The sequence below is a fragment of the Pedobacter sp. PF22-3 genome (assembly GCF_026239555.1).
In the GTDB taxonomy this organism is placed as follows: domain Bacteria; phylum Bacteroidota; class Bacteroidia; order Sphingobacteriales; family Sphingobacteriaceae; genus Pedobacter.
The window spans coordinates 93,737-118,188 of the sequence record NZ_JAPIVP010000014.1; the positions used below are offsets into that span (position 1 = coordinate 93,737).

23 protein-coding genes are annotated in these 24,452 nt (G+C 38.8%); 13 read left to right on the plus strand and 10 right to left on the minus strand.

The annotated features are described in order from the left end of the window. Positions 1 to 224: 224 nt before the first annotated feature. Positions 225 to 1,523, plus strand: a complete 1,299-nt coding sequence (locus OQX63_RS17285) for a DUF6538 domain-containing protein (RefSeq protein ID WP_265852071.1) — start codon at positions 225 to 227, stop codon at positions 1,521 to 1,523. A 126-nt stretch (positions 1,524 to 1,649) separates the two neighbouring features. On the opposite strand, the gene OQX63_RS17290 is transcribed toward OQX63_RS17285, so the two are convergent. The 5 genes from OQX63_RS17290 to OQX63_RS17310 form a co-directional block, all read right to left on the minus strand. Then, positions 1,650 to 1,994, minus strand: a complete 345-nt coding sequence (locus OQX63_RS17290; protein ID WP_265852072.1) for a hypothetical protein — start codon at positions 1,992 to 1,994, stop codon at positions 1,650 to 1,652. After that, on the minus strand, positions 1,991 to 2,368 hold the full coding sequence (locus tag OQX63_RS17295; protein ID WP_265852073.1) for a hypothetical protein: 378 nt from the start codon (positions 2,366 to 2,368) through the stop codon (positions 1,991 to 1,993). The genes OQX63_RS17290 and OQX63_RS17295 overlap by 4 nt, the downstream gene beginning before the upstream one ends. A gap of 9 nt (positions 2,369 to 2,377) precedes the next feature. Further along, positions 2,378 to 3,748, minus strand: a complete 1,371-nt coding sequence (locus OQX63_RS17300) for a hypothetical protein (RefSeq protein WP_265852074.1) — start codon at positions 3,746 to 3,748, stop codon at positions 2,378 to 2,380. Further along, on the minus strand, positions 3,735 to 4,211 hold the full coding sequence (locus tag OQX63_RS17305) for a hypothetical protein (RefSeq protein WP_265852075.1): 477 nt from the start codon (positions 4,209 to 4,211) through the stop codon (positions 3,735 to 3,737). Before OQX63_RS17305 ends, OQX63_RS17300 begins: the two co-directional genes overlap by 14 nt. A 408-nt stretch (positions 4,212 to 4,619) precedes the next feature. Then, positions 4,620 to 5,645: a PIN domain-containing protein gene (locus tag OQX63_RS17310; protein ID WP_265852076.1), complete on the minus strand. Its 1,026-nt coding sequence runs from the start codon at positions 5,643 to 5,645 to the stop codon at positions 4,620 to 4,622. Positions 5,646 to 5,916: 271 nt separating this feature from the next. Here OQX63_RS17310 and OQX63_RS17315 point away from each other — a divergent pair, with 271 nt between their 5' ends. Continuing rightward, on the plus strand, positions 5,917 to 6,591 hold the full coding sequence (locus tag OQX63_RS17315) for an SOS response-associated peptidase (RefSeq protein WP_265852112.1): 675 nt from the start codon (positions 5,917 to 5,919) through the stop codon (positions 6,589 to 6,591). 2 nt (positions 6,592 to 6,593) lie between these two features. Here OQX63_RS17315 and OQX63_RS17320 read toward each other — a convergent pair whose 3' ends face one another. The 4 genes from OQX63_RS17320 to OQX63_RS17335 form a co-directional block, all read right to left on the minus strand. Next, positions 6,594 to 9,779 (minus strand): error-prone DNA polymerase, encoded by a 3,186-nt coding sequence (locus OQX63_RS17320; protein WP_265852077.1) that lies wholly within the window; start codon positions 9,777 to 9,779, stop codon positions 6,594 to 6,596. A gap of 5 nt (positions 9,780 to 9,784) precedes the next feature. Beyond that, positions 9,785 to 11,248 (minus strand): Y-family DNA polymerase, encoded by a 1,464-nt coding sequence (locus tag OQX63_RS17325; protein WP_265852078.1) that lies wholly within the window; start codon positions 11,246 to 11,248, stop codon positions 9,785 to 9,787. A 25-nt stretch (positions 11,249 to 11,273) separates the two neighbouring features. Then, a complete protein-coding gene (locus OQX63_RS17330; protein WP_265852079.1) occupies positions 11,274 to 12,011 on the minus strand; it encodes an ImuA family protein in 738 nt (245 codons plus the stop codon). 424 nt (positions 12,012 to 12,435) lie between these two features. Continuing rightward, on the minus strand, positions 12,436 to 12,711 hold the full coding sequence (locus OQX63_RS17335) for a hypothetical protein (protein WP_265852080.1): 276 nt from the start codon (positions 12,709 to 12,711) through the stop codon (positions 12,436 to 12,438). 772 nt (positions 12,712 to 13,483) lie between these two features. Here OQX63_RS17335 and OQX63_RS17340 point away from each other — a divergent pair. The 11 genes from OQX63_RS17340 to OQX63_RS17390 all read left to right on the plus strand — a co-directional run bounded on the left by OQX63_RS17340 (position 13,484) and on the right by OQX63_RS17390 (position 22,553). Next, positions 13,484 to 14,239: a hypothetical protein gene (locus OQX63_RS17340; RefSeq protein ID WP_265852081.1), complete on the plus strand. Its 756-nt coding sequence runs from the start codon at positions 13,484 to 13,486 to the stop codon at positions 14,237 to 14,239. A gap of 37 nt (positions 14,240 to 14,276) precedes the next feature. After that, a complete protein-coding gene (locus OQX63_RS17345) occupies positions 14,277 to 14,636 on the plus strand; it encodes a DUF6804 family protein (RefSeq protein ID WP_265852082.1) in 360 nt (119 codons plus the stop codon). A gap of 165 nt (positions 14,637 to 14,801) precedes the next feature. After that, entirely contained in the window at positions 14,802 to 15,023 is a 222-nt protein-coding gene (locus OQX63_RS17350; protein WP_265852083.1) for a hypothetical protein, read from the plus strand. A 10-nt stretch (positions 15,024 to 15,033) separates the two neighbouring features. Further along, the gene (locus tag OQX63_RS17355; RefSeq protein ID WP_265852084.1) at positions 15,034 to 15,708 is read left to right on the plus strand and encodes a hypothetical protein; all 675 of its coding nucleotides are present in this window, start codon (positions 15,034 to 15,036) and stop codon (positions 15,706 to 15,708) included. 672 nt (positions 15,709 to 16,380) lie between these two features. Further along, positions 16,381 to 16,776: a type VI secretion system tube protein TssD gene (gene tssD / locus OQX63_RS17360; protein ID WP_121288057.1), complete on the plus strand. Its 396-nt coding sequence runs from the start codon at positions 16,381 to 16,383 to the stop codon at positions 16,774 to 16,776. 62 nt (positions 16,777 to 16,838) lie between these two features. Continuing rightward, entirely contained in the window at positions 16,839 to 17,234 is a 396-nt protein-coding gene (gene tssD, locus OQX63_RS17365) for a type VI secretion system tube protein TssD (RefSeq protein WP_265852085.1), read from the plus strand. A gap of 154 nt (positions 17,235 to 17,388) precedes the next feature. Further along, positions 17,389 to 19,272 (plus strand): type VI secretion system Vgr family protein, encoded by a 1,884-nt coding sequence (locus tag OQX63_RS17370; RefSeq protein WP_265852086.1) that lies wholly within the window; start codon positions 17,389 to 17,391, stop codon positions 19,270 to 19,272. Between the two features lie 2 nt (positions 19,273 to 19,274). Next, positions 19,275 to 20,135 (plus strand): hypothetical protein, encoded by an 861-nt coding sequence (locus OQX63_RS17375; protein WP_265852087.1) that lies wholly within the window; start codon positions 19,275 to 19,277, stop codon positions 20,133 to 20,135. Between the two features lie 2 nt (positions 20,136 to 20,137). Beyond that, positions 20,138 to 21,733 carry a DNA/RNA non-specific endonuclease gene (locus tag OQX63_RS17380; protein WP_265852088.1) on the plus strand — a complete coding sequence of 532 codons (1,596 nt, stop codon included), beginning with the start codon at positions 20,138 to 20,140 and terminating at the stop codon, positions 21,731 to 21,733. A gap of 12 nt (positions 21,734 to 21,745) precedes the next feature. Beyond that, on the plus strand, positions 21,746 to 22,174 hold the full coding sequence (locus tag OQX63_RS17385; protein ID WP_265852089.1) for an immunity protein YezG family protein: 429 nt from the start codon (positions 21,746 to 21,748) through the stop codon (positions 22,172 to 22,174). 37 nt (positions 22,175 to 22,211) lie between these two features. Further along, positions 22,212 to 22,553, plus strand: coding sequence for an immunity protein YezG family protein (locus OQX63_RS17390; protein WP_265852090.1), 342 nt, complete (start codon positions 22,212 to 22,214; stop codon positions 22,551 to 22,553). Between the two features lie 89 nt (positions 22,554 to 22,642). Here the strand turns inward: OQX63_RS17390 and OQX63_RS17395 are convergent, their stop codons facing one another. Further along, positions 22,643 to 23,911 carry a site-specific integrase gene (locus OQX63_RS17395; protein ID WP_265852091.1) on the minus strand — a complete coding sequence of 423 codons (1,269 nt, stop codon included), beginning with the start codon at positions 23,909 to 23,911 and terminating at the stop codon, positions 22,643 to 22,645. Positions 23,912 to 24,452 lie beyond the last annotated feature (541 nt).

Below are 24,452 nucleotides of genomic sequence, written 5' to 3' on the forward strand. Positions count from 1 at the left end.
CACATTTTTTTGGATTTCTGTAGATTGGAACAGATATTTTCTTGTTAAAACAACCACTAACAGTTTTTCCAGTTTTGGGATAAAAGACTTCCTCTCCGCCATTTTTGGCCTGATTTTGAACCCATTCTCTGTTGCAAACCTTTGCAAAGATGAGATTTTTTATCATTCAGCCCGACTTACGGTCATAGTCCCCCCAAAACTGTAACACAAAACTGTTACACATTTTGGGAGTCAGTCCATTGCATAATATCATTTGTCGCGAAAATACCTGGTACTTCAATCGTCGCGTTCCTGTCGAAGTTAAGGAATATGACCCGCGTAAGCTTATTCGCTATTCCCTCAAAACAGACAGCAAAAAAATAGCCAAACGGCTTGCAAGCAAGGAGAACCAAAAACTCGAACAGTATTGGTCAAGCCTTATCGAAACAGGAGCAAAACATTGCCACCACCGATATAAAAGCCTCGTGGAACGCGCCAGTTTATTCGGCTTTAAATACCAACATGTAAACCAAATCGCGATTGGTGACTTCCTTGATTTATTCAATCGTCTGAAATTCGTGGAAAATGATTTATCAGAAAAAAGGGTTGAGGCTGTTTTCGGTACTGAAACGCCGCCAGAAATAGCACTTAGCGAGATTTTCCCAATCTTTCTAGGTTTGACAAAAAGCGTGGAAGTGGAGAAATCAGATAAGCAATATATCAAATGGAAAAATCCTCGTGATTTAGCCATGAGAAACGTAATCTTGGCACTTGGCAATAAAACGATAAATAGCTTTACAAAGGATGATGCTAATAAAATTAAAGATTGGTATCTGGGTAGAATTAAAGCAAAGGAGATAAGCTTTGGAACTGCCGATAAACTTCTGGTTTATACCAAAACGATGATTTCGACAGTTTGTGAAGACCGCAAAATAAAATTTGATGTAAGCCATGTTTTTAACAAGTTTCTTTTTAACGTTGATGACAAGAAACAACGTCCGCCGTTTTCAACAAACCATATTATCAATGTTTTATTGAACCCGATTAAACTTGCAGGAATGTCGCATATAAACCAGGCACTATTGAAAATTTTTGCCGAGACTGGTGCTTGTGTTGATGAAATAGTTGGCGTTCGTCCAAACGAAATTTTTCTCGACGGGAAAATACCGTATTTTTTAATCAAATCGCATGATAGAGATAAATTGAAAACCAAACACCGTGAAAGATTAATGCCGTTAACAGGATATGCATTAGAAGCATTTCAAGAATTTCCACAAGGCTTTTCACAGTTGGTGAGTGATATTGATTCTACAAATTCAGCAATTGCGAAATATCTTCGCCAAAATAATCTACTGGAAACACCTGAACATAGCGCCTACTCGCTTCGTCATAGTTTTCAGGATAGATTGACAAACCTTGATTGTAACGACCGTATTCAGACTGATTTGATGGGTCATGCGTTTAAAGATCGTACAAAATATGGAACTGGTGCAACTTTAGAAAAGAAATATGAGTGGATGAAGAAAATTCAATTGAAGAGTTGATTTTTGCAATGTCAAATCCAACTCAAAACAATGAAGAGCCAGCCAGATAGGGAAACAATCAATTAGCATTGGTACGGAAATCATTTAGGAATATAATCTAATCACTTTAGAGATAAAGTTTTAAACCTAATCAAAGTCCCAAACCTCGTCTTCAGTATCATAATACTTATCCTTAAAATGTTTCATGGCAGTCGTGTATTGCGCAATGATAAGTGTTGCATCACTATTACTTGGAAGAGCATCATCGTCTAATAAATCTAATAACTCTATCATCGGCTCATTTCTCAAAACATTTTGAACTTTAACCAATAGCCTATTTATAATTTTTACTTTGGCAGAATTTAACGAGCCGTCCTGCTTTTTTTTTGAAAGCTCGCTAATTTCAACGTAAACCGATTTGAGCATCGGCTGCAACATATCGAACTCTTCGATATCGGCTTCAGATATTTGTTTCTTATTGTTTTTCATCATTTGCTTAACCTATTTGGCGCTTTAGTTCTTACAGTAGAAATTTCTCCGTCAATACGCCAATACCAATAACCATGATTTTGCACAATGCTATCATCTCTTAATTTTTCTAGGCAGTTTAAATATTGCCCTAATAGCATAGTAACGTCGCTATTACTGGGAACATCGTCTTCTTCGAATTGATCAAAGTCTCCAAACGGCTTGTACTTATCCTCTAATATAGTATTGGCTGTTGCTATCGTCTGATTGATAAACTTTAATTTAAATTTATTAATCGCTTCGTTTTGTGCCTTTTTTGATAAAGCTCCTATTTCTACATGCAGACTTTCTAACTGCGCTCTTGTTTTTTCAAATGTATCAATTTCTTCGCGTGTCATGGTTCCTCCTTAAGCTGGGCAGCTTCTTGTAAATTCTATATATTTTTTCTTTATAATTTCAATTGGGTGGCGTTGTTTACTATCATATACTCCACACATCAGTTTCAAATCTTCATCATCTAATATCAAAATACAACGGCGCTGGCCGGCCCATAAATCAATAGTATTTTGATAAAGTGCTTTACTGGGTTTATTTCTAGTAAACAAGATACCAAATTTACCAAATTCTTCACTTAGATATCTATTAAGTTGATTAATGTGTTCCCTTTCTATACTTGCTACATTTTTAAGCTCAATCACCAACTGTCTTGACTGATAATTATCGTAAATGTCTGCCAAGAAATCGTAAGAGCGATTGTTATAAAATATGATATCACGTATTTGGGAACCTGATACGGTGCGACTTTGTTCTTTAGCGAAATCTAAATGTGGATATAACATTGACGATAATAATTGCACCATATTATCCTCATATTTTATATCCGCATTGTTTGTCTTTCCTGTTGGAAGTTCTAAAACAGTTTTTAATTTCCTATTTGATGATAATACGGGTATCTGCGAAAATAGTGGATCATTTGTACAATCATTAGAAAATGCCTCTTTTTGATTTATATAACTCTCAACTAAATTATAATTGTTACGATTAAAATTTAAAATTCCTACTCGTTTTAACTTACCGTCATATTCTTTCTCAATATCCTTAATGTAATAATCGCTGAAATAATCATCATAGTTAATCCATGGAGAAAATCTCAACCATCTTTTAGGAACTAACAATATAGGTTTTGAATTTAATGGATTTATTGGCAAAAAGGTATCTTCATTATCAACCTTACTCTTTTTATAGTTATATAGAGGGATATTTACTTTATGATATGGTATTTTATGCTTATCACATTGATCTAAAGTAAAATCAATCAAAAAAGATTTAACGAGACAACAAGCAATGTCGCTAATGCGATCCTTTGATATATTGTCAACTAGCAATTGTATTTCTTCAAAGTGCTGAAACCCCTGTTTATTTATTTGAGGTATATTTTTATAAAGCGACAGTATATCGTCCGCTAAATTTTTCCCTATCTTTTTTCCTTGTCGAGTTTTTGAGCTTCCAAAACCTACTTCTTCGCATTCAGATAATTCAATTAATATGTTTTTTGCTTCAACTTCCTTACCTGATACAAACATGCGACCTAACTGATTAAATGAATTAACCAAAGAGGTATGTAATGCATTATCTTGCTGAGAGGTAATTTTCCAGAGCAAGAAAGGGTCTAGATATAATGGTATATCCTCATCCAAAAAGGGTATGGCAAAATCTACTTCAGCTTGTGTGAAAGGTAGACTATGATAATCATTCAAACGGGGTCTAATTAGCGCCATATGATTTATTCTCGTAACTAGTAATTAGGTGAATGCATTTCCAACAAAGAAACAGTGTTGCAATCATTACTGCATCTTCTACGCCCTTGTTCGAGGCCTCGTTAAACGCCTTATATTGAATTGGTTCCCACTCGAATTTCAAGGCGTTCAATTCACCTATGTTGACTTGATAACTGCTATCATGTGCATACTTATTTCGAATTTTATTTAAGGCTTTTATTGGACCCATAAGTTTTTCGGGTAAAACATCTAAACAAACTGCGAGATCGACTTTGAAATTAAATGATAGCTGATGTTTTGCAAGATTATCAAATTTCGAAATCTTTTTACGAATTAACGCTTCCAAGATACGCTCAACATAAAGATGCCCCTTTAATATATAGGCTAATTCCTTCGTGTCGAAAACTAGGTATTGTACAGCTAAGTTGTCGAGTTCTTCAAAATTTAAGTTATCAAAATTCATTTGCTTGTCGATCTCTATTTACGCACTACAAAAACACCGATTTGACAGTTATAATCTGTCGGATCAGTGATACCATAAATGTTTATACCGTATCTACTATCCATCTCGTAAAGCTCTTTATATAATTTAAAGTTTACTTTCTTGATTTCGAATTGTTCGTTATTATACGTGATCGTTTGGCCGACCTCTATAAGTAAAGATCCATCACTAAACTTATTCAACCCTAATAATTCCAAGGATTGTCTATTATAGGCATAACAAATTTCGCTACCATTTTCGAACATTACGAGTATCCTCGCATACAATCTTTCCAAATTTTCATCATTCATTATTATAAAGTATTAGTTATTCTTATTATTGCAACGAATGCAACTTTCGTCTAAATAATTTGCAAATCAGAAATCGAAGTTAGGTATCGAGATTATCCCACTCGTCACCGAGTACCCAACGCAGCGCTGAAAGTTTTCCATTTATCATACCCCATTCGAAGTCAGTAAGCGTTAGGTTTTCTACACCATACTGCTCTTCCACTTTCTTTGCGGATGCAAGTGCTCCTTCCCAAATATCTTTAATTATTGTCAGCTGACTGCTAGCTATTTTGAAATCTTCGCGATTTATCAATTTAATTTTGCCTTTTTTGATTAAATACTCTCGGTTCTTATGCCTATTGTACCAGACTTTCTGTTCAAGTTCATTTTGAGCATACAGCACCTCCGATAGATTTCGAAATCCAAAATCCCAATCATTCTCATACTGTATTTCTTCAACCAAATTTGGATTGATCGAATTTAGAGCTTCAGGCAAACTGATAAAATATTGCGAGTTCGGACTATCAAATATATCAATTAAATCTTCATGGGGTTGTTTTTGATTTCCATTTTTGAGGCTAAAATCGCTAACATTATGGGTGACAAAAATTAAACCGAATTCTTGTGGTGAATTTCTGGCTTTATAATCATTATAGCATTCAATTATTATAGCATCTCCAATACTATTTTTTGAAAGGTGAAACGGAGCTTTTTTCTCAATAGCACGTTGTGTAGCTCTAAGTTTTATTTCGTCAGTTACAGTAATCACTTCGGCATGCCTAGCCAATTGCTCAATTCGAGCTATCGTGTTGAAAGCAGCTCCGCTCATCGTTGGTATTTTTTTATCAATATCATCTAAATGCGATAAGAGGTCAGTTTTTATGCTGTCGCTACCATGCCTAGACACCATTTCTTTGACTTTTTTGAATTGACTGGATAAGCTTTTTCCTGCATCCGCTATTACCCGATCTTTATTTCGCTCAAATTCAGAAAAAAAAATTTCTGGTAATATAAGGCTAACTTCTTCTTCATCAATAAAACTTAAGAGCAAGTTTAAAGTTTGCTCACCTTTTGAAGTTTTCGCAATATCCAACCAAACGCAAGTGTCAATAAATATTTTAACCATTACGAAATGTACTTAAAAGAGTTAGAATGTACAATGAACTTTTTTTATTCCCGTTTGATGGTAGTGACCACGTCCAGTTTATATAGTTAGCTAATTTAAATAAAAAGAAATCTATAGTTAAAAAGTTGGACTTAATATTTGCCTTCAATTAGTTCTATAAAATATAACCTAGGTTTACCATTGTTAATTCACATACATAATATCACATAATTAACCTACTCCTAGAGCGAATATTACTAACTATTTTAGTAAAATCATGATATCTTTGGATATGTGTACAAAAGCAATATCCGTGAATATTAGGGCGTTGTCTGAAAAGCTTAACGTGCCAATGACTGCACCAAAGGGGTCGAAAACCTATAAAGGTGCAGATGATGTTTTACCAACTGATCTTACACCAGTGATCACTCACGCTAGGCCACGAGAAATTCAATTTATGCGCTGGGGCCTTATCCCTTCAACTGCCATGGACATCAAGTCTGTGCAGCCAATGTTTAATGCGCGGGCGGAAACCCTAGATGAAAAAGTCTCTTTTAAAAATTTAATCATGAATTCGAGATGCCTCATACTAGATGCAGGCTTTTATGAAAGAGAAACGCAGGGTAATGAGAAAGTTGAATGGAAAATTACGCCTAGCGAAGACGAGTTTTTCTATAAAGCTGGTCTATGGACAACTTGGCAAGATCGCGTAAGTGGTGAGATCACCGAAAGTTTCACGATGATCACCTGTGATCCATCCAATCATCCTTTTGCAAAAATTCACGACAGGATGCCGATTATTATGAATCAGGCAGAGAGAAGGTTATGGATGAACCCGAATGCAAACAAAGAGCAATTGCTTAGCTTGCTAAAACCATGCTCTGAAGATTGTTATCGAATTACTGAAAACTCGCGCAAGCCAGTTTCCGGCAAAGGCAGGCAGTCGCCGCCACCGATGTTTAATTAATCCTATCTGAAGTTCCTCGCTTTCGGAATAACATCTGTATTAGCGTTCTCCCTTACCTGTGTTTTCTTATTCTGCGATTGAAACGGCATTTCGTTTCTTTGCATACTTACACTTTCGTTTATAAGCCTCGTTAAGTCATGGCAGCTTTTCACGATGACGTGCAATACTTGCCCTTCCCGTTGTACCCAACCTTCCACCATCAATAATTTAGCACCCAGAATTTCCTTGCGGTAGGTTTCAAAAAGCTTTTCAAATACAACCAGATTGACTGTACCCGTTTCATCTTCAATTGTGATGAAACAAACCCCGCCCGCAGTGCCAGGTCTTTGTCTTGACAGGACAAGTCCAGCCACGCGGACTTTACTACCAGCAACTACGCCGAAAACCTGCTTTGAAGAACAAACGCGCAAGCGGTTCAGTTCAGTGCGGGCAAAACTTAAAGGATGTGCTTTAAGTGATAATGACGTTGAGGCATAATCCTGTATCACATGTTCGGCGGCACTCATAAATGGCAATTCAATCTGCTGTTCTTTTTCAGAAGGTGATGCATGGCCTTTAAACAAGCCTATGGGGGTATCTGCTAACGCTGCCACTTGCCAAAGGGCTTGTCTGCGGTCTAAGCCTAAAGATTGGAACGCGTCTGCATCTGCCAAGCGTTCAAGTGCCGCTTGCGATACGCCAGCTGTATAGATTTCACTAATGGTTTTATAGGGGCGTTCACGTTTTGCAACAAGTATCAAAACGTCTTCTTCACGAATGCCTTTGATCATTCTGAAACCTAGCCGTAAAGGAAATAACCGCTTTGTACGGCTTTCAAGAATACTATCCCATTCGGAATAATTTACATCGACTGGCCTGACTTCGACATGGTGGTTCTTCGCATCGGTTACAATCTGTGCAGGGGCATAGAACCCCATCGGCTGGCTATTGAGCAAAGCGGCTGCAAACACATCAGGGTAATAGCATTTCATCCACAATGAGATATAGACCAATAACGCGAAACTTGCAGCGTGGCTTTCAGGAAAACCATAACTGCCGAAGCCTTCCAGTTGTTTGAAGATTCTTTGGGCAAACTCCAAAGTATAACCTTTGGCAGTCATTCCTTTAATCAGCTTTTCCTCATATTCATTAACTAAACCCTTAAACTTGAATGTTGCCATACTTCGCCTTAATCCATCTGCATCAGAGGGAGAAAAGCCAGCCGCAACCATTGCAATTTTCATCGCCTGTTCCTGAAACAACGGCACCCCTAAAGTCCTGCCCAAAATTTCTTCAAGTTCTTTTGAAGGGTAGGTTACGGGTTCTTCGCCGTTCCTGCGCCTTAGGTAGGGGTGAACCATGTCCCCTTGTATCGGACCTGGTCTCACGATAGCTACCTCAATCACCAGATCGTAAAAACACTTAGGCCGCAGTCTTGGTAACATGGACTGCTGCGCACGGCTTTCAATCTGGAATACGCCAATAGTATCAGCACGGCTGGCCATTTCAAAAACTCTTGGGTCATTTTGCGGAATATTCGCAAGTGTCCACTCTCTACCGTGATGCTGTTTGCACAAATCAAACCCTTTACGTATGCAGGTAAGCATTCCCAAAGCCAGTACATCCACTTTCAAAAATCCGAGTGCGTCAATATCATCCTTGTTCCATTCGATATTGGTGCGGGCTTCCATCCTTGCATTCATAATTGGGCAAAGGTCACGTAGCTTACCATTTGTAACGACAAAGCCGCCCGTATGCTGTCCAAGCTGCCGAGGAAAACCCATCATTTCTCCGGTAAGCTTTAAAACCTTAAGTAGGTGGGGGTCATGGGGATTTAATCCTTGTTCAATTAAACGCTGTGGTTCAAACCATTCATCCGTAAATTCCCAGATCGCCGCTGATAACCTATCAATCGTATCTTGCGACAATCCCATTACTTTACCGACATCGCGAATAGCCCCCTTTTGCCGCTGCTGGGTAACTGTGGCAACAATCGCCGCCCTGTCGCGCCCGTATTTATCGTAGATATACTGGATGATTTCTTCGCGGCGTTCATGCTCGAAATCAACATCAATGTCGGGCGGTTCGTTCCGCGCACTGGAGATAAAACGCTCGAATAATAAATCAAATTCATCAGGGTTTACCGAAGTAATACCCAACACATAGCACACAGACGAGTTAGCAGCAGAACCCCTGCCTTGGCAAAGGATTTGGCGTTTTCGCGCTTCCTTTACGATATCATACACAAACAGAAAGTAGTTAGAGTACTCCATCTTTTCGATAAAGGTTAGCTCATGCTTGATGTTTTTAACAACCTTTTCGGGCGGGTTTTCACCAAACCGTTCTTTAACCCCTTCCCATGTCAGGTAGGTTAATTCTTCAAACGGTTTGCGTCCGCTCTGGTTTATTTCTTCGGGATAATCATGAACCAGTTCGTCCAATGAAAAATTACAGGCATCGGCTATAGCAGTCGTATTTGCAATTGCATCAGGATAAAGACGAAAAAGCCTTTCCATCTCTTTGCCTTCTTTCAAAAAACGTTCTGCGTTGCTGTGGAGTAGAAAACCTGCCTGATCAATCGTACATTTTTCGCGTACACAGGTTAAAACATCCTGTAATTCGCGGCGCATTGCGCAATGATAATGAACATCATTTGTTGCAACCATCGGAACGCGGTAAAGTTCTGCCAGTTTCTGGATGCGAAACAGCCGCTTGTTATCGTTAGCCTTATAATTCCTGTTTGCCGCAATATAAAGATGCTTGATCGCCCTGCTATATTCTTCAACATCTTTTTCAAATGAGGCTTCAAAATTAAATAGCTGGTCAAGTTTTTCCGGTGGGATAATGATATAAATTATGCCTTCGGTACAATCGAACACATCTTTTCTATACAGGTGGCATTCCCCTTTTTCTGCTCGTAGATTTCCCATTGTAAGCAAACCCGATAATCTTGCGTAAGCAGGCTTATCGGTAGGATATGCCAACAAGCTTGGCCCGTCTATCAAATCTAAGCGGCAAGCCGGTATAATCTGTATTCCCTTTTTCTTTGCCGCGTCATGACCGCGTACAATTCCTGCAAATGTATTCCGGTCGGTAATTGCAATTTTTGTATAGCCTAATTCAGCAGCATAGTTAACCAGCTCGTCCGGATGTGAACCGCCGCGCAGGAAGCTAAAATTAGTTGTTGTTTGTAATTCTATGTAAGCCATACCAATTAAGCGAAAAATCCATGTAAAAACCATTGCGTCTGATCTGCGCCATAGTGGCCGGATCGATAAAGCCAGTATCGTTTGCCGTGCTGATCTTCAACAATGTAATAGTCGCGGTGTTCCCCTTTATCCAACCACCACTCGCGCTCTATCCGTTCTGGGCCGTCTGCCCGCTTTACGATATGCAGGTCATCCTTATAACGGAAATTCATTGGCGGATAATCCGGTATGGGGGCTGTCACTAAAATTACTTCCGGCTTGCTAAGCAGCTGTGTCGGGCGTAGCGCATCTGTAGACCAGTACGTTTGTGGGATTTCTTTTAAATCATTCGTCTGCTTGATTGACCTTTCAGGCCAATAGCGTTCCTGTGGCAAGTACCGCTTGATAGCCTTGCTGCCTATTTTGCCAGCCAGTTTGTCCAACAGTTCCAATACACCATTATCTGCCAATCCTGTTTTGCCTGTCCATAAAGATTTCTGGCTGGTATCAGCCTCTCCAATTAGTGTTACTTCCAGAACAAATAATTCTATGCCTAACGCTGGCCTTATTGTTTCGATTTTCTGCTCAAACAATTTAAACAGGTGGTCAACGTTGCATGTTGCCTGATTGGTTCCAATATCAACAGCTTGTTGTTTGCCATCAATACGAAACGTTTTTAATAGGGCATTCCTTATGCCTTTTCCTTCCCCTACAAGACGGTTGCACATCATATTTAAAAGCTCCCTGATCGCTATTTCTATGCCGACCCTTGTACGGATTGGCTCAAGCGCAGCAAGCCTCTCCTGATATGGTTCAGGAACATCCAGGGGTCTAAAATTTTCCTCAATCTCGCCATAAGCTTGCATCAGCCGCAGCAATAATAAATCACCGAAACGGCGCCGCAGGTTTGAATTAGGGATTGCCGAAAATGAATGGATTGTCCTAAATCCCAGCTTCCGCAATTTCTCTAACGTCACATCATCCAACCTTAGCGCAGATGGTGGTAAATTCGACATTGCCAACTTTTGGGAATTGGCTTCAATAACAGTGTTTTTAGAAAATCTTGCCATTGCCCATGCTGTACCAATCGTATCGGCAATGGCCGCCCTGACTGTATAGCCTTTACTTTTAAAACGGGTTTTGATTTCCCTGATATAGTTTTCTTCGCCCCCCCAAAGATGGGTGCAGCCCGTACAATCGAAGATTAGCCCATCTGGCAGGTCTAGCGAAACGAGCGGTGTATAACGAATACACCATTCGCCAATAGCCTTCAGTAGTTTTAATTCCCTGTCTTCGCTATCCTGCTGTACACATAAATCTGGCAGGATTGCTTTTGCATCAGCCAAGCGCATACCTATATGCAACCCACTGGAACGGGCAACACTGTTACACGCAGAAATAATCAATCGGTTTTTCTCGGAAGTTGAGAATACAAAAGGAACTTTCGCCAGTTCAGGCTGACGAATTGTTTTCCAATCCGTTTTAAGCATTGGAAACCAGAGGGACATATACCGTTTATGCACGTAACCTCCCTAGTTTTTCATAATTGATTGCCTTTTTCGCTTCTTCTTGGGCGATCTGGAACTGATTGCCATGCCATCCAACTTCCCATTTACCCGGTTGCCCGTTACGCACCCTAAGAAGTTCAACATTCCACTTTGGAAATCCAACGCCGGGCATTCCGTCATTTGTCTCACTTGGAAGTGCTGAAATCTGCCATCTGGACACACAGGTCGTTGTACTTAGTTTGGTGGCATCCGTGCGCAATACAAAGCCTGTCACATGGCTTTCTTCAATTGCCAGTTGCAGCCTTTTGGACTGACTAAACGAAAGTTCACGTAGTTCGGCGACGACGGCGGTTATGCCCTGGCATTTTAAGCCCTCTTCCAAAGCCCACAAAACCTGCTTTTCCTGTGTAGCATCAACAAAAACAATTTGATGGGGTTCTATCCCAAAGATTTTTATTGATGGTGGAAAAAGATTACGGCCTACGCTTATCCATAAAATGATACTTTCGGGAACAGTAAGCGATGAAAGCAATGCACCAAGAAATCCGCTGCAAGCTGCTGCTTCTTCTCCTTCATGAAAAAGCATTTCATGGATCATTCCGGTTGGAAATACACCATTTGGAAACGCAGCCTCTATCTCTGATAAACCTTTGATATGCGAAGTGCTTGCCAGATCTGGTTTAAAACCTTGCTTGGCGAGGATTTCTTTTCTCAAACGGTTGATGATATCCTGTTTTGTTTCCATTGTTACAATCTCATTAGGGATAGAATGTGGATGGAAACCAAAGAAACAGCGGGATATACTAATAGTTATAAGTTAGGAAACAGCTACAACGGCACCAATCAACATTCAATGAAAATAGTCCTATACGTAGAACTATATTATGATTATAGTCCTATACCAACGTATTTTCAATAACAAAATTGCTAATATTTTTAGTAATTTAAAAATATAGTTTTTAACACATTTTATATATAAATTAAGTTTAATAAAAAAGGGTCGCCTGACTGATTCCGCTTTATTTTATACTGGCTCGAGTGTTTGAAGTGAGTGTTCCAGCAATGACGTATAGACTATCGGACTTGAATATTTATCAATATTGATATCCAATATTTAATTGAAATAATCACGAAACTTCCACTAGTTCTTTTACTAAATTTAGAAAAACCTAATCACCAAAAAATGCTTCCCAAATTAGGACTCCTGCTATCACAGGAGCAGCAACAACAGATGCTGCACAAATAGCGATATCAAGTCCAACACTTGTCACGACTTCTGCAACTGGCTTGCTATGTGATCGTGAAAGCCCACTTGTAACTGCACCTGCAGCGTCTCCTATTGCCGGGTATCCGGTTGCTAGAGTGACCCCTTTCCGAACTATTGCTGGTGCTACACCACTAACAAATTTCTCTACTTTTTCATCTTTACAAATTTCTTTGGCCATCTCATTTGAGGTATTGGCCCAGTCTGAATACACTGACATAATCTTTAGTTTTTGTATTGAAATTTACAAAAAAGAAAATGAAATATTACTATAAATTAGTGTTATGTTATTGTTAAGAGTTTTTACTAAGAATAAATCAAAAATGGTAATTTCAATTTAGGATTTTAAAAACAAAACAGCCCTAGATAAATCCTAGGGCTGTTTGCTTTGCGGCGCCTCTGAAGCAGATATTTAAATCATTTAACTGACAATCAATTGTATATACTCAAAGATAACATTTATTACATTAAATGATAAAATATTGTTTCAGGTTATAAAACTCTGCAATAAATGTTATCTTAGCTTTTGAGAGCGTTAATTTAGATAAGGGATAGTAAGAAATTGCTATTCCTTTTTCTTTTCATGGCCGTTTTCTAAAATGGAAATTATGCTTTAAAACTGATGTAGTTTGAATAGCTGCGTTTATCCGCTCATGGTTCCATTCTATCCTTCTTAGGAGACCTGGGAAATATTTTCATTCAGTTTTAGGCGGGTATCAGTTTTGTTCGTACCTTAGATTGTATTTTTACTATAAGCGAACTCGTTTTAAGCTTCCGAACCTAGGAAATTCACCAAGCAAAAAAACGCACGAGTTAGGGGTATCGTCACGTCATAGCGTGGGGTAGTTTTCATTCGTGCGTACGCTTTCCTAGGGCGTGGAAGCTAATGATGCCCCGCGCTTGTTATTTATAACCGTCTGAAAGGGGCTAAAGACACTATTTAGCTCATTTTAATGAAAAAATTTCTTTTAACACCCGTGCTGCTGATCGTATTGGCATGCGCAAACGGTTTTGCCCAGACGAAAACCGAAGTAATTACGAATGCCAATGTTGTTGCACTGACAAAGGCTGGTTTATCTGAATCGATCATCATCAGGACGATTGAAAATTCCGATACAAAATTTGATACTTCAACAAGTGCTATTCTGGCCCTAAAGAAGCAGGGCGTAACAAATGGTGTCATTTCAAAGATGGCTGGAAAAACTACAGCCAATCCTGCGCCTGCCAATAAACCGGATGGCAATCTTGCAGCTGTTAAATCGCTTATGCACCCGTATTACTTCGAAAGCAGTTCTAAAAGCTACAAACCATTGGAAAAAGGTAGCGCAGAACTGAAAACAAAACTAAAAGCACTAGGTTACGGGGGAAGTGAAACCAATCTGGAACTGGAGGGCGAAACTTCGAATACCGTTTTCACAAAAGGTTCTCCAATATCCTTTGTAGCGTATGTTGGCGAAGGACAAACACCAATCTTAAATCTGTACAAAGCGGAAGTAAAAAAAGGCAAACGACTTGGCAAATTATCATCTGCAAAGATTTTTAACAAAAACAATGTTTCGAAATATTCAATCGCCATAAATCCTGTGGCACTCAATTCCAGTGTATATAAACTGGAAGTCGCAACAGAACTAGAAACCGGAGAATATTTCTTTACTGGGCGTTCAGCTACCGGGCAGATATTCGAAGCTTTCCCATTTACAGTCAGATAATTCTAGAAAATTTCTAAACCTCTTTAAACGTACAAAAATGGATCATAAATCACTTAAAAAGATCATGGTTTTCAAAATACTGATTGCCTTGATGTTATTTTCAGGAATTTTAAATGTTTCCTTTATCCCATATCAAACGGTGCACTTTGCAAGCGGTATCTCGTTTATTGTTCTGTGTTACTTCTACTGGAAAGCCAAGAAAAAAATCTTTGCCGCTCTTTGCATCATTGGGGTTATTTTTTACAATCCTACTTTCAAGATGCCGATAGGGGCGAAATATTATCTACTGACTATTGATAAATGGATGCTGTTTGCCCTTATCGTTTGGCTAATAACGGATATTATTTTGCTTAAAAAACTTAATTCAGATAAGCATACAGAAAACATTACCGCTTAAAGAGCCCTCCAAATTCATTTTGTAACCAATCAATCAAACGTCGTGAAAAAATATCTTTTAATAATTGTATTGTTTATTTCCATTACAAACTGTTTTGCGCAAACTGGAAAAAAGTTCCTCGGGATTTGGCAACCCGTTGATAACAGGATTTTACCAAAAAACTTTATGCTGTTTATCTCATACGAGAAAGGCGGCTACCAGATCAGCAGCAATAAATCCGCCAAGGCAGTTAATTTCGAATACTCTAACAGTGATCATACGCTGATCGGTAAGATTGATGGCTCATTTGCCATTATCAGATATCTTGAAAAAGGCGGTAATATTCTGATGATACCCCAGACCAGAGCGGATGCTGTAGAATTTAAAAAAGCCAGTTTTTCAAAATAACCTCAAAACAATGAAATTATCCAGTAAACCAATTTTGTACAAACAGGGTTTGTACAGATTGATAGCATCAATCCTTATTGTAATGTCGGTAACTGAACTATCCTCCTGCGGTAAAGGTAATGATCCGGTGCCTAATCCTCTATCTACTGTAACACCGCCGCCACCTGATAATGGAAATACCGGAGGTAATACAGGCGGAACAGGCAGCACAAACAAAGGCTACGTATTCAGGAACAAGATTGCTTGGGCGGCTGGTGTGGATTTGGATGCCAACAACGATAAAATAATACAGTTAGGTGTTGATTTTATGTTTGATAATTCAGTCAAATATTCCACAAAAGGCAACACGGTAAAGATCATCCCCAAAAGATTTGAAGTTGCAAAGCCAATCTATCAGCTGATTGACCTTGATCCATATTCATACTTCATAGAAATAGAAAACGTAGTGCCAAGGGAATACAAGGAATCCGATTTGGATTCTACCAAAGCGGTGTTTCAGGTAATAGATCCGGCGCAAAAAGACAAAGACGGCAAACAGATTATTGACCTGATTTACCTTTATAATATAAGCCCAGGAAGTACGAACGGTTTTTTTGTTGGCGGTGGCAAAAAGCTGAACGGTCAGCCTATCCCGATTAAAACCATTTTGGATAAGATTTCCAACAGTTCCTATAAGCGTTTATAGAAAAATATAAGCACAAGCCCTGATATTATTTTCGGGGCTTTGCTATTCTCTGCACCCTGCGCGTGAGGGATTGTCGTGGAAATCCTTTTATGAGGCACGAATAAAAGATTGCAGCAAAAGCCCGACCCTTTAGGGGCACGCCCAAAAGATTATTATCGCACGCAACAATAACCCACGAGATTTAAATTTCCGGCTCGTGCCCCTGGTGCTTTTGTGTGATTTTCATTACCCAATTGTTGTTCCTTGGAATTATGAAAGTATAATCCATAAACAACGACTATATAATTTTTCCAAAAAACAGGATATCTGGTATCAAGATATCTTTCTCTGACACACCCCAATGTGCGGAAATTTTCCCCAATCGCGTGTGGAGTAAAATACACATTTTATAGAATTACGACCTCTTAGAACTAATCGTTTAATCAAATTAATATAGTTGATAAAAAAATATCTTTTCTTCATCTTTTGATTTCTGCTGATTATCGTATAAAAAATAGCGATTTTCTACTACGTAAAAGCATTTACCTCTTACATGAGAAATAAGATACAATTTTATTTAACTCTGGTAATTAGCTATTTACAAAATAATTGGTTTGGTTTTTGTATTATTTGTTAGAAGCGGATGCTACTAAATAAAATAATTAATTTTTACACCTTTTAAATTTTAAACTTATGGCTTTCAAAGCTAGATTAAATTTTTCAGGCAAGGAGTACGATGTGCTTCACTGTGCCTATGCATTAAACCGTGATGTAGATGCAAAAGGGAGACCTTCTTCCGGAGTTTACGGCGGTACCATCGATATTGAGATCGAGTCAACCGAAGATACCTCAATTATCGAAGCGATGGTAAACAACCAGTACAAACCTATTACAGGAACACTTCTGATCAAGAAAACAGAAGAGGATGCCAAAATGAAAGAAGTAGAGTTTCAGGACGGCTACATTGTTAAGTATTCCGAGGGGATCAACATTGTGGGTGATCATCCGATGACACTGAAGTTCCAGATTTCTGCACGCAAGCTGAAATTAGGAAATGCGGAGCACCTTAACGACTGGCCAAAAGCTTAATCTGTAATTTACAGTTTAAGGCATACCAGAATTATTCATCTTTCAACTTAAAAAGAATTATCATGGCATTTAAAACCCGTTTAAATTTAGGATCAAAAGAATTTGATGTATTACAATGCAGCTTTTCATTAAACAGAGATGTTGACGCAAAAGGCCGTCCTTCCTCTGGCGTTTATGGTGGAACGATCAACATCGAAATTGAATCGACCGAAGACACATCGGTAATCGAATCAATGGTCAACAATCAATATAAACCACAATCCGGCACCATTACCTTTAAAAAAGGCGAAGAAGATGCGAAGATGAAAGAATTGTCTTTTGAGGATGGTTATATTATCCAGTACAATGAAGGCATTGCGGTAAATGATAACACCCCGATGACTTTAAGCTTTGTGGTATCTGCACGTAAGCTGAAATTAGGCAATGCAGAACACGAAAACGACTGGCCTAAAGCTTAAAATATCTCCCCCTAATATCTTACAACTACAAGAGCAGACAGGCTGCTAATAGCTCCCTGTCTGCTTAATTAAAGTCTTTCCACCATTACCCCAGTATTAAAAGACGAAAGCTTGCATAGTTATTTAATAACGGCTTTTACTAAAGAAACCTCTTATGGAACACGGACTAATCGCCGAAATTAATATCGAAGGTAAATCCATCACACACTTTGATTCCTTCGATCTCAAACAGCAATTTAACAACCATCATTATTTTGAACTTCGGTTTAAGCATGATCAACTCGCACTCCCTGGTCTGATACGTCTTGACGACAGCAGGAATTTTGTCGGTAAAACACTTACCGCATCATTTGGACACCAAGCTGATAGAATGCAAGAATTTGCAGGCCTGGTAACCAAAGTGGAACTAGCGCAGGAACATGGCTATCATGGAGTAATTGTTGTGAGTGGCTACAGCCCTACCATTTTGATAGATCGTGGCCCAGATTTGGGTTCATATCTGGCTAAAGACCTGAATGAAATTGTCAAATTGGCTACAAAGGACACTCCTGCAAACGATTTAAAAATAGTGAGCAATGCCAGCCGTAAAGAACCGATAGATTATCTGATCCAGTATAAAGAAAGTGATTTTGAGTTTTTGAACCGCCTCTCCGGTGAATATCACGAATGGTTTTATTACGATGGCACACAACTTAACTTCGGCAAGCCCGATAAACAGAAAGACGTGGCACTATTCTACGGGCGCGATGTACAGAGCCTGGAATATTCCATAGGCGTTGCACCCATAAAGCATAAACGTTTTGCCTATAATCCAAAGCAGGACGAAATGCTGGAAAATGAAAGCAGCGGAGCCACAAGTGGAAGCCCCGATCTTGCACATGCGATACAGGCTTCCAATTCCATGTATAGCAAAACATTTAACCAGCCCTCGATGATCAGGGTTGACAACAGCAATGATATTAAAAGCCATGTTGAAAACGAAGAAAAAGCCAATATCTCTGAACTGTTAAAGATCAGTGCCAAAGGTGATAATGCAGAGCTTGCCCTCGGCAGCATTGCCGAAATCACCATGAGCGTCAGACAGGAAATTGCTTTTATGACTGAAAGCCTGGGCAAATTCCTGATCACTGGCATTAACCACCATATCGATGTTGCTGGTAAGTATACCAATACTTTTGAAGGATTGGAGGCTACTACCGAGCGTATTTTAGTAAAAAATTATAAGAAGCCACAACCAGACATGCAACTGGCCGACGTAATTGATAATGACGATCCACAAGGACAAGGCCGTATCAAAGTAAAATTCAAATGGGAATGTTTAACAAATGATCTTACTGAATGGCTGAGGGTTGTTAGCCCCAATGCAGGAAGTGGCGACACAGGCAAAAACCGAGGTTTTCACGTAATCCCTGAAAAAGGCGATCAGGTGGTCATCGCTTTTGAAGAAGGCAATGTTGCCCGTCCTGTCGTAATGGGGAGTGTCTACCACGGCAAAAGTGGCGATAGTAGCGGCTTTAAAAACAGCAATACCAAAGGCCTCACTTCAAGGAAAGGCAGTGCTTTAACTTTCGATGATTTAAACCACGCCCTTAATATGGGCACCAATGCGGCGAACTTCATCAATATTAAAAACGGACAGGCTTTGCTTACGGCACAGGCAGGAAGCAAAATTGTTATCCATACAGGTCTAAGTACGATAACAATGGATAAAGACGGACATGTTTCTATTACAGGTAAATCACTAAGTGTTGATTTTTCCGAAAGCATCGATATCCAGTCGCCAAAAATAACGATGGGCAATCTTGCTCCGGCTGGAGGTGCCACACCTGAACAGGCGGCTGCTGCAACAAAAACCATCGATATAAAGGGAGAAACCATTACCATTGAGGCAAAGGATCTGATAGATGCCGAGGCCAAGGCGATGAACCTTGCCGCGTCAGAAAACGATTTTACGATTGACGGACAAAAGAACCTGACTATAGGCGCTGCTGCTACTGCTTCTTTAAATGGTGGAAAGGTAGAAATCAATAAAAGTTAGCCATGCTGTATAAAGAAACCTATCCAGTAAATGTTGGATTAAAAGAAGGTACTTCGGCGAATTACAGAATAGAGCAACAGATTAGCTATACAGTTGATGATTATCATTATCATAATGTAATAAAAACCGATGTGCGGCTTTTGGTTGAAAAAAAGACAGGAGTAAGCAACCTGTTTTCTGTTCAAATATTAAAGCAATGGCAGCTTAAAAATGATGGAACGGATGCAGTTGATCTAAGCATGGCCAGATTGAGAAAAAACATTGTTGTGGAGACTGATATTCAGGGCAAAATATTACAAGTAACCAACCTGCCTCAGATTAAAGATGAATGGCTTAAAATAAGGCCGGAGCTGGCTAAAAAATATGCAGATAATGAGCAGAATAAAGAATTGGTGAATAATGCCGTTTTACTGCTCTATATGGATGATGGATTAAGTGGCGCGATACGGTCATCTTATCTTTACCATGCTTTGTTACCGGGGCTATTAGGACAAAATTTTAGTAAGAGTGAAAATTATTCCTTTAGCGGCCAGCGTGAAATACCTAATGCCTTTGGCCCAATAGCATTACCTTTTAAAACAGCGGTTACGTTGACTGAATACGATGAAGAACAGAACAGTTGCGTCATAAAAATAGATGGAGAAATAGACAGGGAAAATTTTGATCAGGACGGCGTGACCGAATTGTTCAGCCAATTACTGGATATCTATAACCTCAACGGACATGTAGAAGGCTTTCATTTAGAAAGTTATGAGTTCGATAGAAATAGTTTACCTGTACAATCTTCCCAGTTAACGCAATACGCAATTGAAGGCGTGCTGATGTACCGGAGCAGTTGTATTCTTACACCATTAAACAATTAGTCATGGCAAAAAAATACGTTCCAAACGGTGCATATTTAGTATGCGATAAAGGGTTGGGCTACGGAAACCTGAAGGTAACCAACCATAAAAATGTAAGCCTCTATGGCAAGCAATCAGCCACGGAAGGGGATAAGATACCGATGGTGAACATTCCCTGCCTTGGCATTTGTTCCATCACCAAAACGAAATGCCAACCCATACCATTATTGTGGCAAGGGGTGCAGGAGAGTATCACCATCGGTCCATATCGCAAGCTGCTTGAAGATTCCAAGCTACCGTGTGCATTGGGTGGTAAAATTGGAATTCATTTTACTGTAGCGGCGGCCTTGGCGGCTATTGATGCAAATGTATCGGCAATGAAAAGCAGACAGGTTAAAAGCCTTGGCGCAAAGGTTGATGACTGGTTCCAGAAAGGTTTTGATGCACAGGAAAAAGCCAACAATAAAATTGGTGGTATTTACGGTAAATACGAAAATTTTAAACTCGGTATTAACGAAGGTATTTATGGTGGAGTAAAAGGCATTGGTGAAGGACTTTTATTCCTGGGCGAAATGGGTGACAAAGCCAGAGGAGCCGCGTTACATGCTGTAACCCATCCAACCGAAACCGCAGGCAAAATAAAAGATGCTGCCGTTGCGACCAAAAACGCTGTAAGCAGTGCGGCAGACTGGGTTACCACTGACGGGAATGTCGAAAAAGTAGTAAAAGATTTTGGGCAAGCACACGTAAATGCCTATAATTGGGTAACCACACCCGGAAATGTGCAAAAGGCAGCTGGTACTGCCCTGAATAAAACTGGCGAAGCGCTGAAAGATGCCAAAGATTGGGCAGTAAAACAAAGTCCGCGTGATTGGGGTAGATACACCGGACGCGGTGGCTTTGAAGCTGCACTGATGTTTACGGGCGTTGGTGAAGCGAAAGCCGTGGTAAGTGGGGCAGAAGCGGCAAACGTACTTTCTAAGACAGGTGAAGCGGCTAATGTATTATCCAAAACAGCTGAAGCGGCAAGATTAGCAAAAATGGCCGAAGAAGCCAATGCTGCTGCAAAAGCAGCTGAAGCAGCCAGCGCGGCAGAAAAAGCAAAGAGTGCCCGGACACTTGGTGAGGTGGTTTCTGCTACAAAGAAGGCACAATTTGAAACCGTTATTTTAGAAGACGGTTCAAAAGTTAAGCGATTAAAACCAAATCAGGATTATGAAGTTAATGGGTATAAATATAAAACAGACAAAAGTGGTCGAATAAATGAAGTTGAAGGAGAATTAAAATTAGAAAAAGGCGGTAGAAATCCCTACGCACAAAGAACTGTTGGTAAGGCAGATGGTAGATTGACGGAAGATCAAGGCGGTCACTTAATAGGTGATCAGTTTGGAGGCGCTGGTGGAAAAGAAAATTTAGTGCCAATGGATGGGGCGGTAAATAATTATCATAAGGGAGAATGGGGCCAAATGGAGAAAAACTGGGCTGAACAATTAAAGAACGGAAAGTCTGTCAAAGTTAAAATCGAGCCGATATATTCAGATAATACAATACGACCTTCAGCGTTCAAAATAACAGAAACAATAGACGGAATTACAGAAAAATTAACTATTTTTAATTAACATTTAAAGTCCATGGATACTACAAATAATCTTATAAATCAGATAATACAAATTTCAAATTCCAATATCTCATCCGATAATTGGGATAGTTTCACTATAAATATTTTTGCCATAAATAAAATGATATCCATTAAAGCGTTTTATGAGGAAAATGGACAAATAGTTTCATTTGATCCTGAAGCGAACGGAGAAGACATTACTCTTAAAGTTAAAAAGTTAAGAGAAGAAATGTACAAGTTATCGCCTGATAAAGGGGCATGGTATAGTAGTATCATATCTGTTAATGGTGACGGAAAATTTAACATAAATTTTGATTATGATGAGAAACCTGAATTTAAATACGAGCCTAGCCCAGATAAGTTTATTGATGACTTAAATACGTTCCCTCGCGAGAAAGGTTTAATACCAGATTGGTTGAATAATATCATTTCAACAAAATAACTTCCAATTCCTACAGCAGACAAAGCAGAGATTCTATATGACGGTTGATAAAATATATGAAGCCATTGGCAGCAATATCAACACAGTTATCAAAGAAGATTGGCAAAAAGCGATATTGAATATAGAGGTATTGGGAGGAATGACGAGCAATACCGGAACATATATTAATGACCAAAATAACGAGAAACAAATTGATGTTGATGAATTCGATTTTCAATTAACATTTGATTTAATCGAACTCCACGAAATTACAACAGAGGGAGGCAATAACAAATGGAACCGGGCTGTGTTCACTTTATTCTCGACAGGTAAATTCGACATGGAGTTTATTTGGGATCAGGAATTACAGGATGAAGTTGAGAAATTAGGCAAGGAATAATAATAATAAGGATTGCTGGTTGTTATTATTAAAGGAACCAGATAAATAGTATCAGGTTCCTTTAAATTATATTTTCAATCTTACCTACGCTACATAGCGCGTAATCTTTTGGCCTGTTTTACTCTACCGTTATCATTTGCAGAATTTTTGAAATTGACTACAGCGTCCAACGCTTCATCTTCATCTTTGTGGATGAAGTTATTCATATAGCCCATTGTCGTCGTGATATCTGAATGACGAAACAACTTTTGTGCTGTTGTTAGTGCAATAGTGTCGCCCGCTATTCTTCCAAAACTATGACGAGCGATATGCATTGTTATTTTAGCCGTTATCTTTGCCTTAGCTGCAACCTTCTTTGTCAGTATTTTATCTAGGCGACAAATAGCGTTCATTATTTTGCGTTGAACTTCAAACGTATCATCCAAATTTTTTAAATCTTTTAATTCTGGAAATATCAAATCGTCAAAATTTGTTCGGTTCGATTTATAATTTTCAAGGATGATCATTGCTTTTTCGGGAACTTTAAAATTAACCGTTTTTGAGTTTTTACCCATTGTATAATATAGACGGCCATTTTCGAAATCTGACCATCTTAAACGGAGTATATCGGAGCCACGCATTCCGCCCATATAAAAGGAAAACAACCAAAGGTTACGTACATGGTTCTGTACCGGATATTTTAATTCGAGCTGTTCAAGCTTTTGAATGTCCTCAATTGATAAACCAACCTTTTTTGTTTCAGGAAACTTGATAACAATTTTACCTCTTCCAAAAGGGTAATGTTTAGCATCTGCAACGCCGTTTTTTATTGCTTGGCTAAAGATAGATCGAACAAAGACCCAATGATTGATCGCAGTTCTCTCACTTACCTCTAATTTAGTCATTAAATAATGCTTAAAGCGCTCAAGCAGAGCAACGGTAACCTCTGAGAAAGGTAAATCATGGCCAACAAAATCTTTGAAGTGTTGAGATTTTGATTTATCCGCTGTGTATCGATTAAATTTACCTGCTTCTTTTAGCGTTTCTAAATACAGATCGGCTTGTGCATAGAATTTTTGCCCGCCTGTCGGCTTTACTTTTTGCTTCATTAAACTGGCAGATGCATTCTCAACAGAGGCGTCTACTTCAAGGACTTTTTCCATTGCCTCGGCAACTCTTTGAGCAATGAGATTATTAAATCTAGTGATATTACTGTGAGGTTTTTTTACTCTCTGGGCTTTAGCATCCCAATGCTCGGGATCAAGATAATATCCTAAATAGATATAAGACTCTTTCCCATCTTTATAAATTCGAATTGCGAGAGGGCGTGTGCCATCTGCTTTTGGCTTGTTTCTTAGAACGACTTTGATTACAGACATATTGGTACGAAATAGGTACGACAATATCCGGTTTTAAATGGTTTTTTGCAAATTTATTTGAATTTAAAATGCTGTTAATGAGTACATTGGTCTTATTTGATAGCATTTAATTACATTGTCAAAAGACTCATAATCTTTTGGTCCCTGGTTCGAGCCCAGGTGGGCCCACTGCTTAGAAAGCCGTTTTTCGATAAGAAAAACGGCTTTTTTTGTATCTGTTTCTAGTTCCAAGTACACAATTTTTATATTAATTCTTTAGAAAAACCAATAAGGCATTCTATGCGGCTTTGTTTTGTTACAAACTATAAGCAAATTTGGGTTTGTTTTATTACAAACATAAAAGCTAATCCCGACCAAAGTATTTTCTTATTCTTACCGTTCCTAGCCTTTCGGAGTTGGATTTAAAACATTTGGAAAAGGTAGGATTCAAAGCGGATCTTAATATTTTCTCAAAAAATAATTGAACTTATACTGTAAGTAATTTCCCTTTATGCTTACTAAATAGAAAACACTAAAGTTATGACAATGAATTATTCATCAT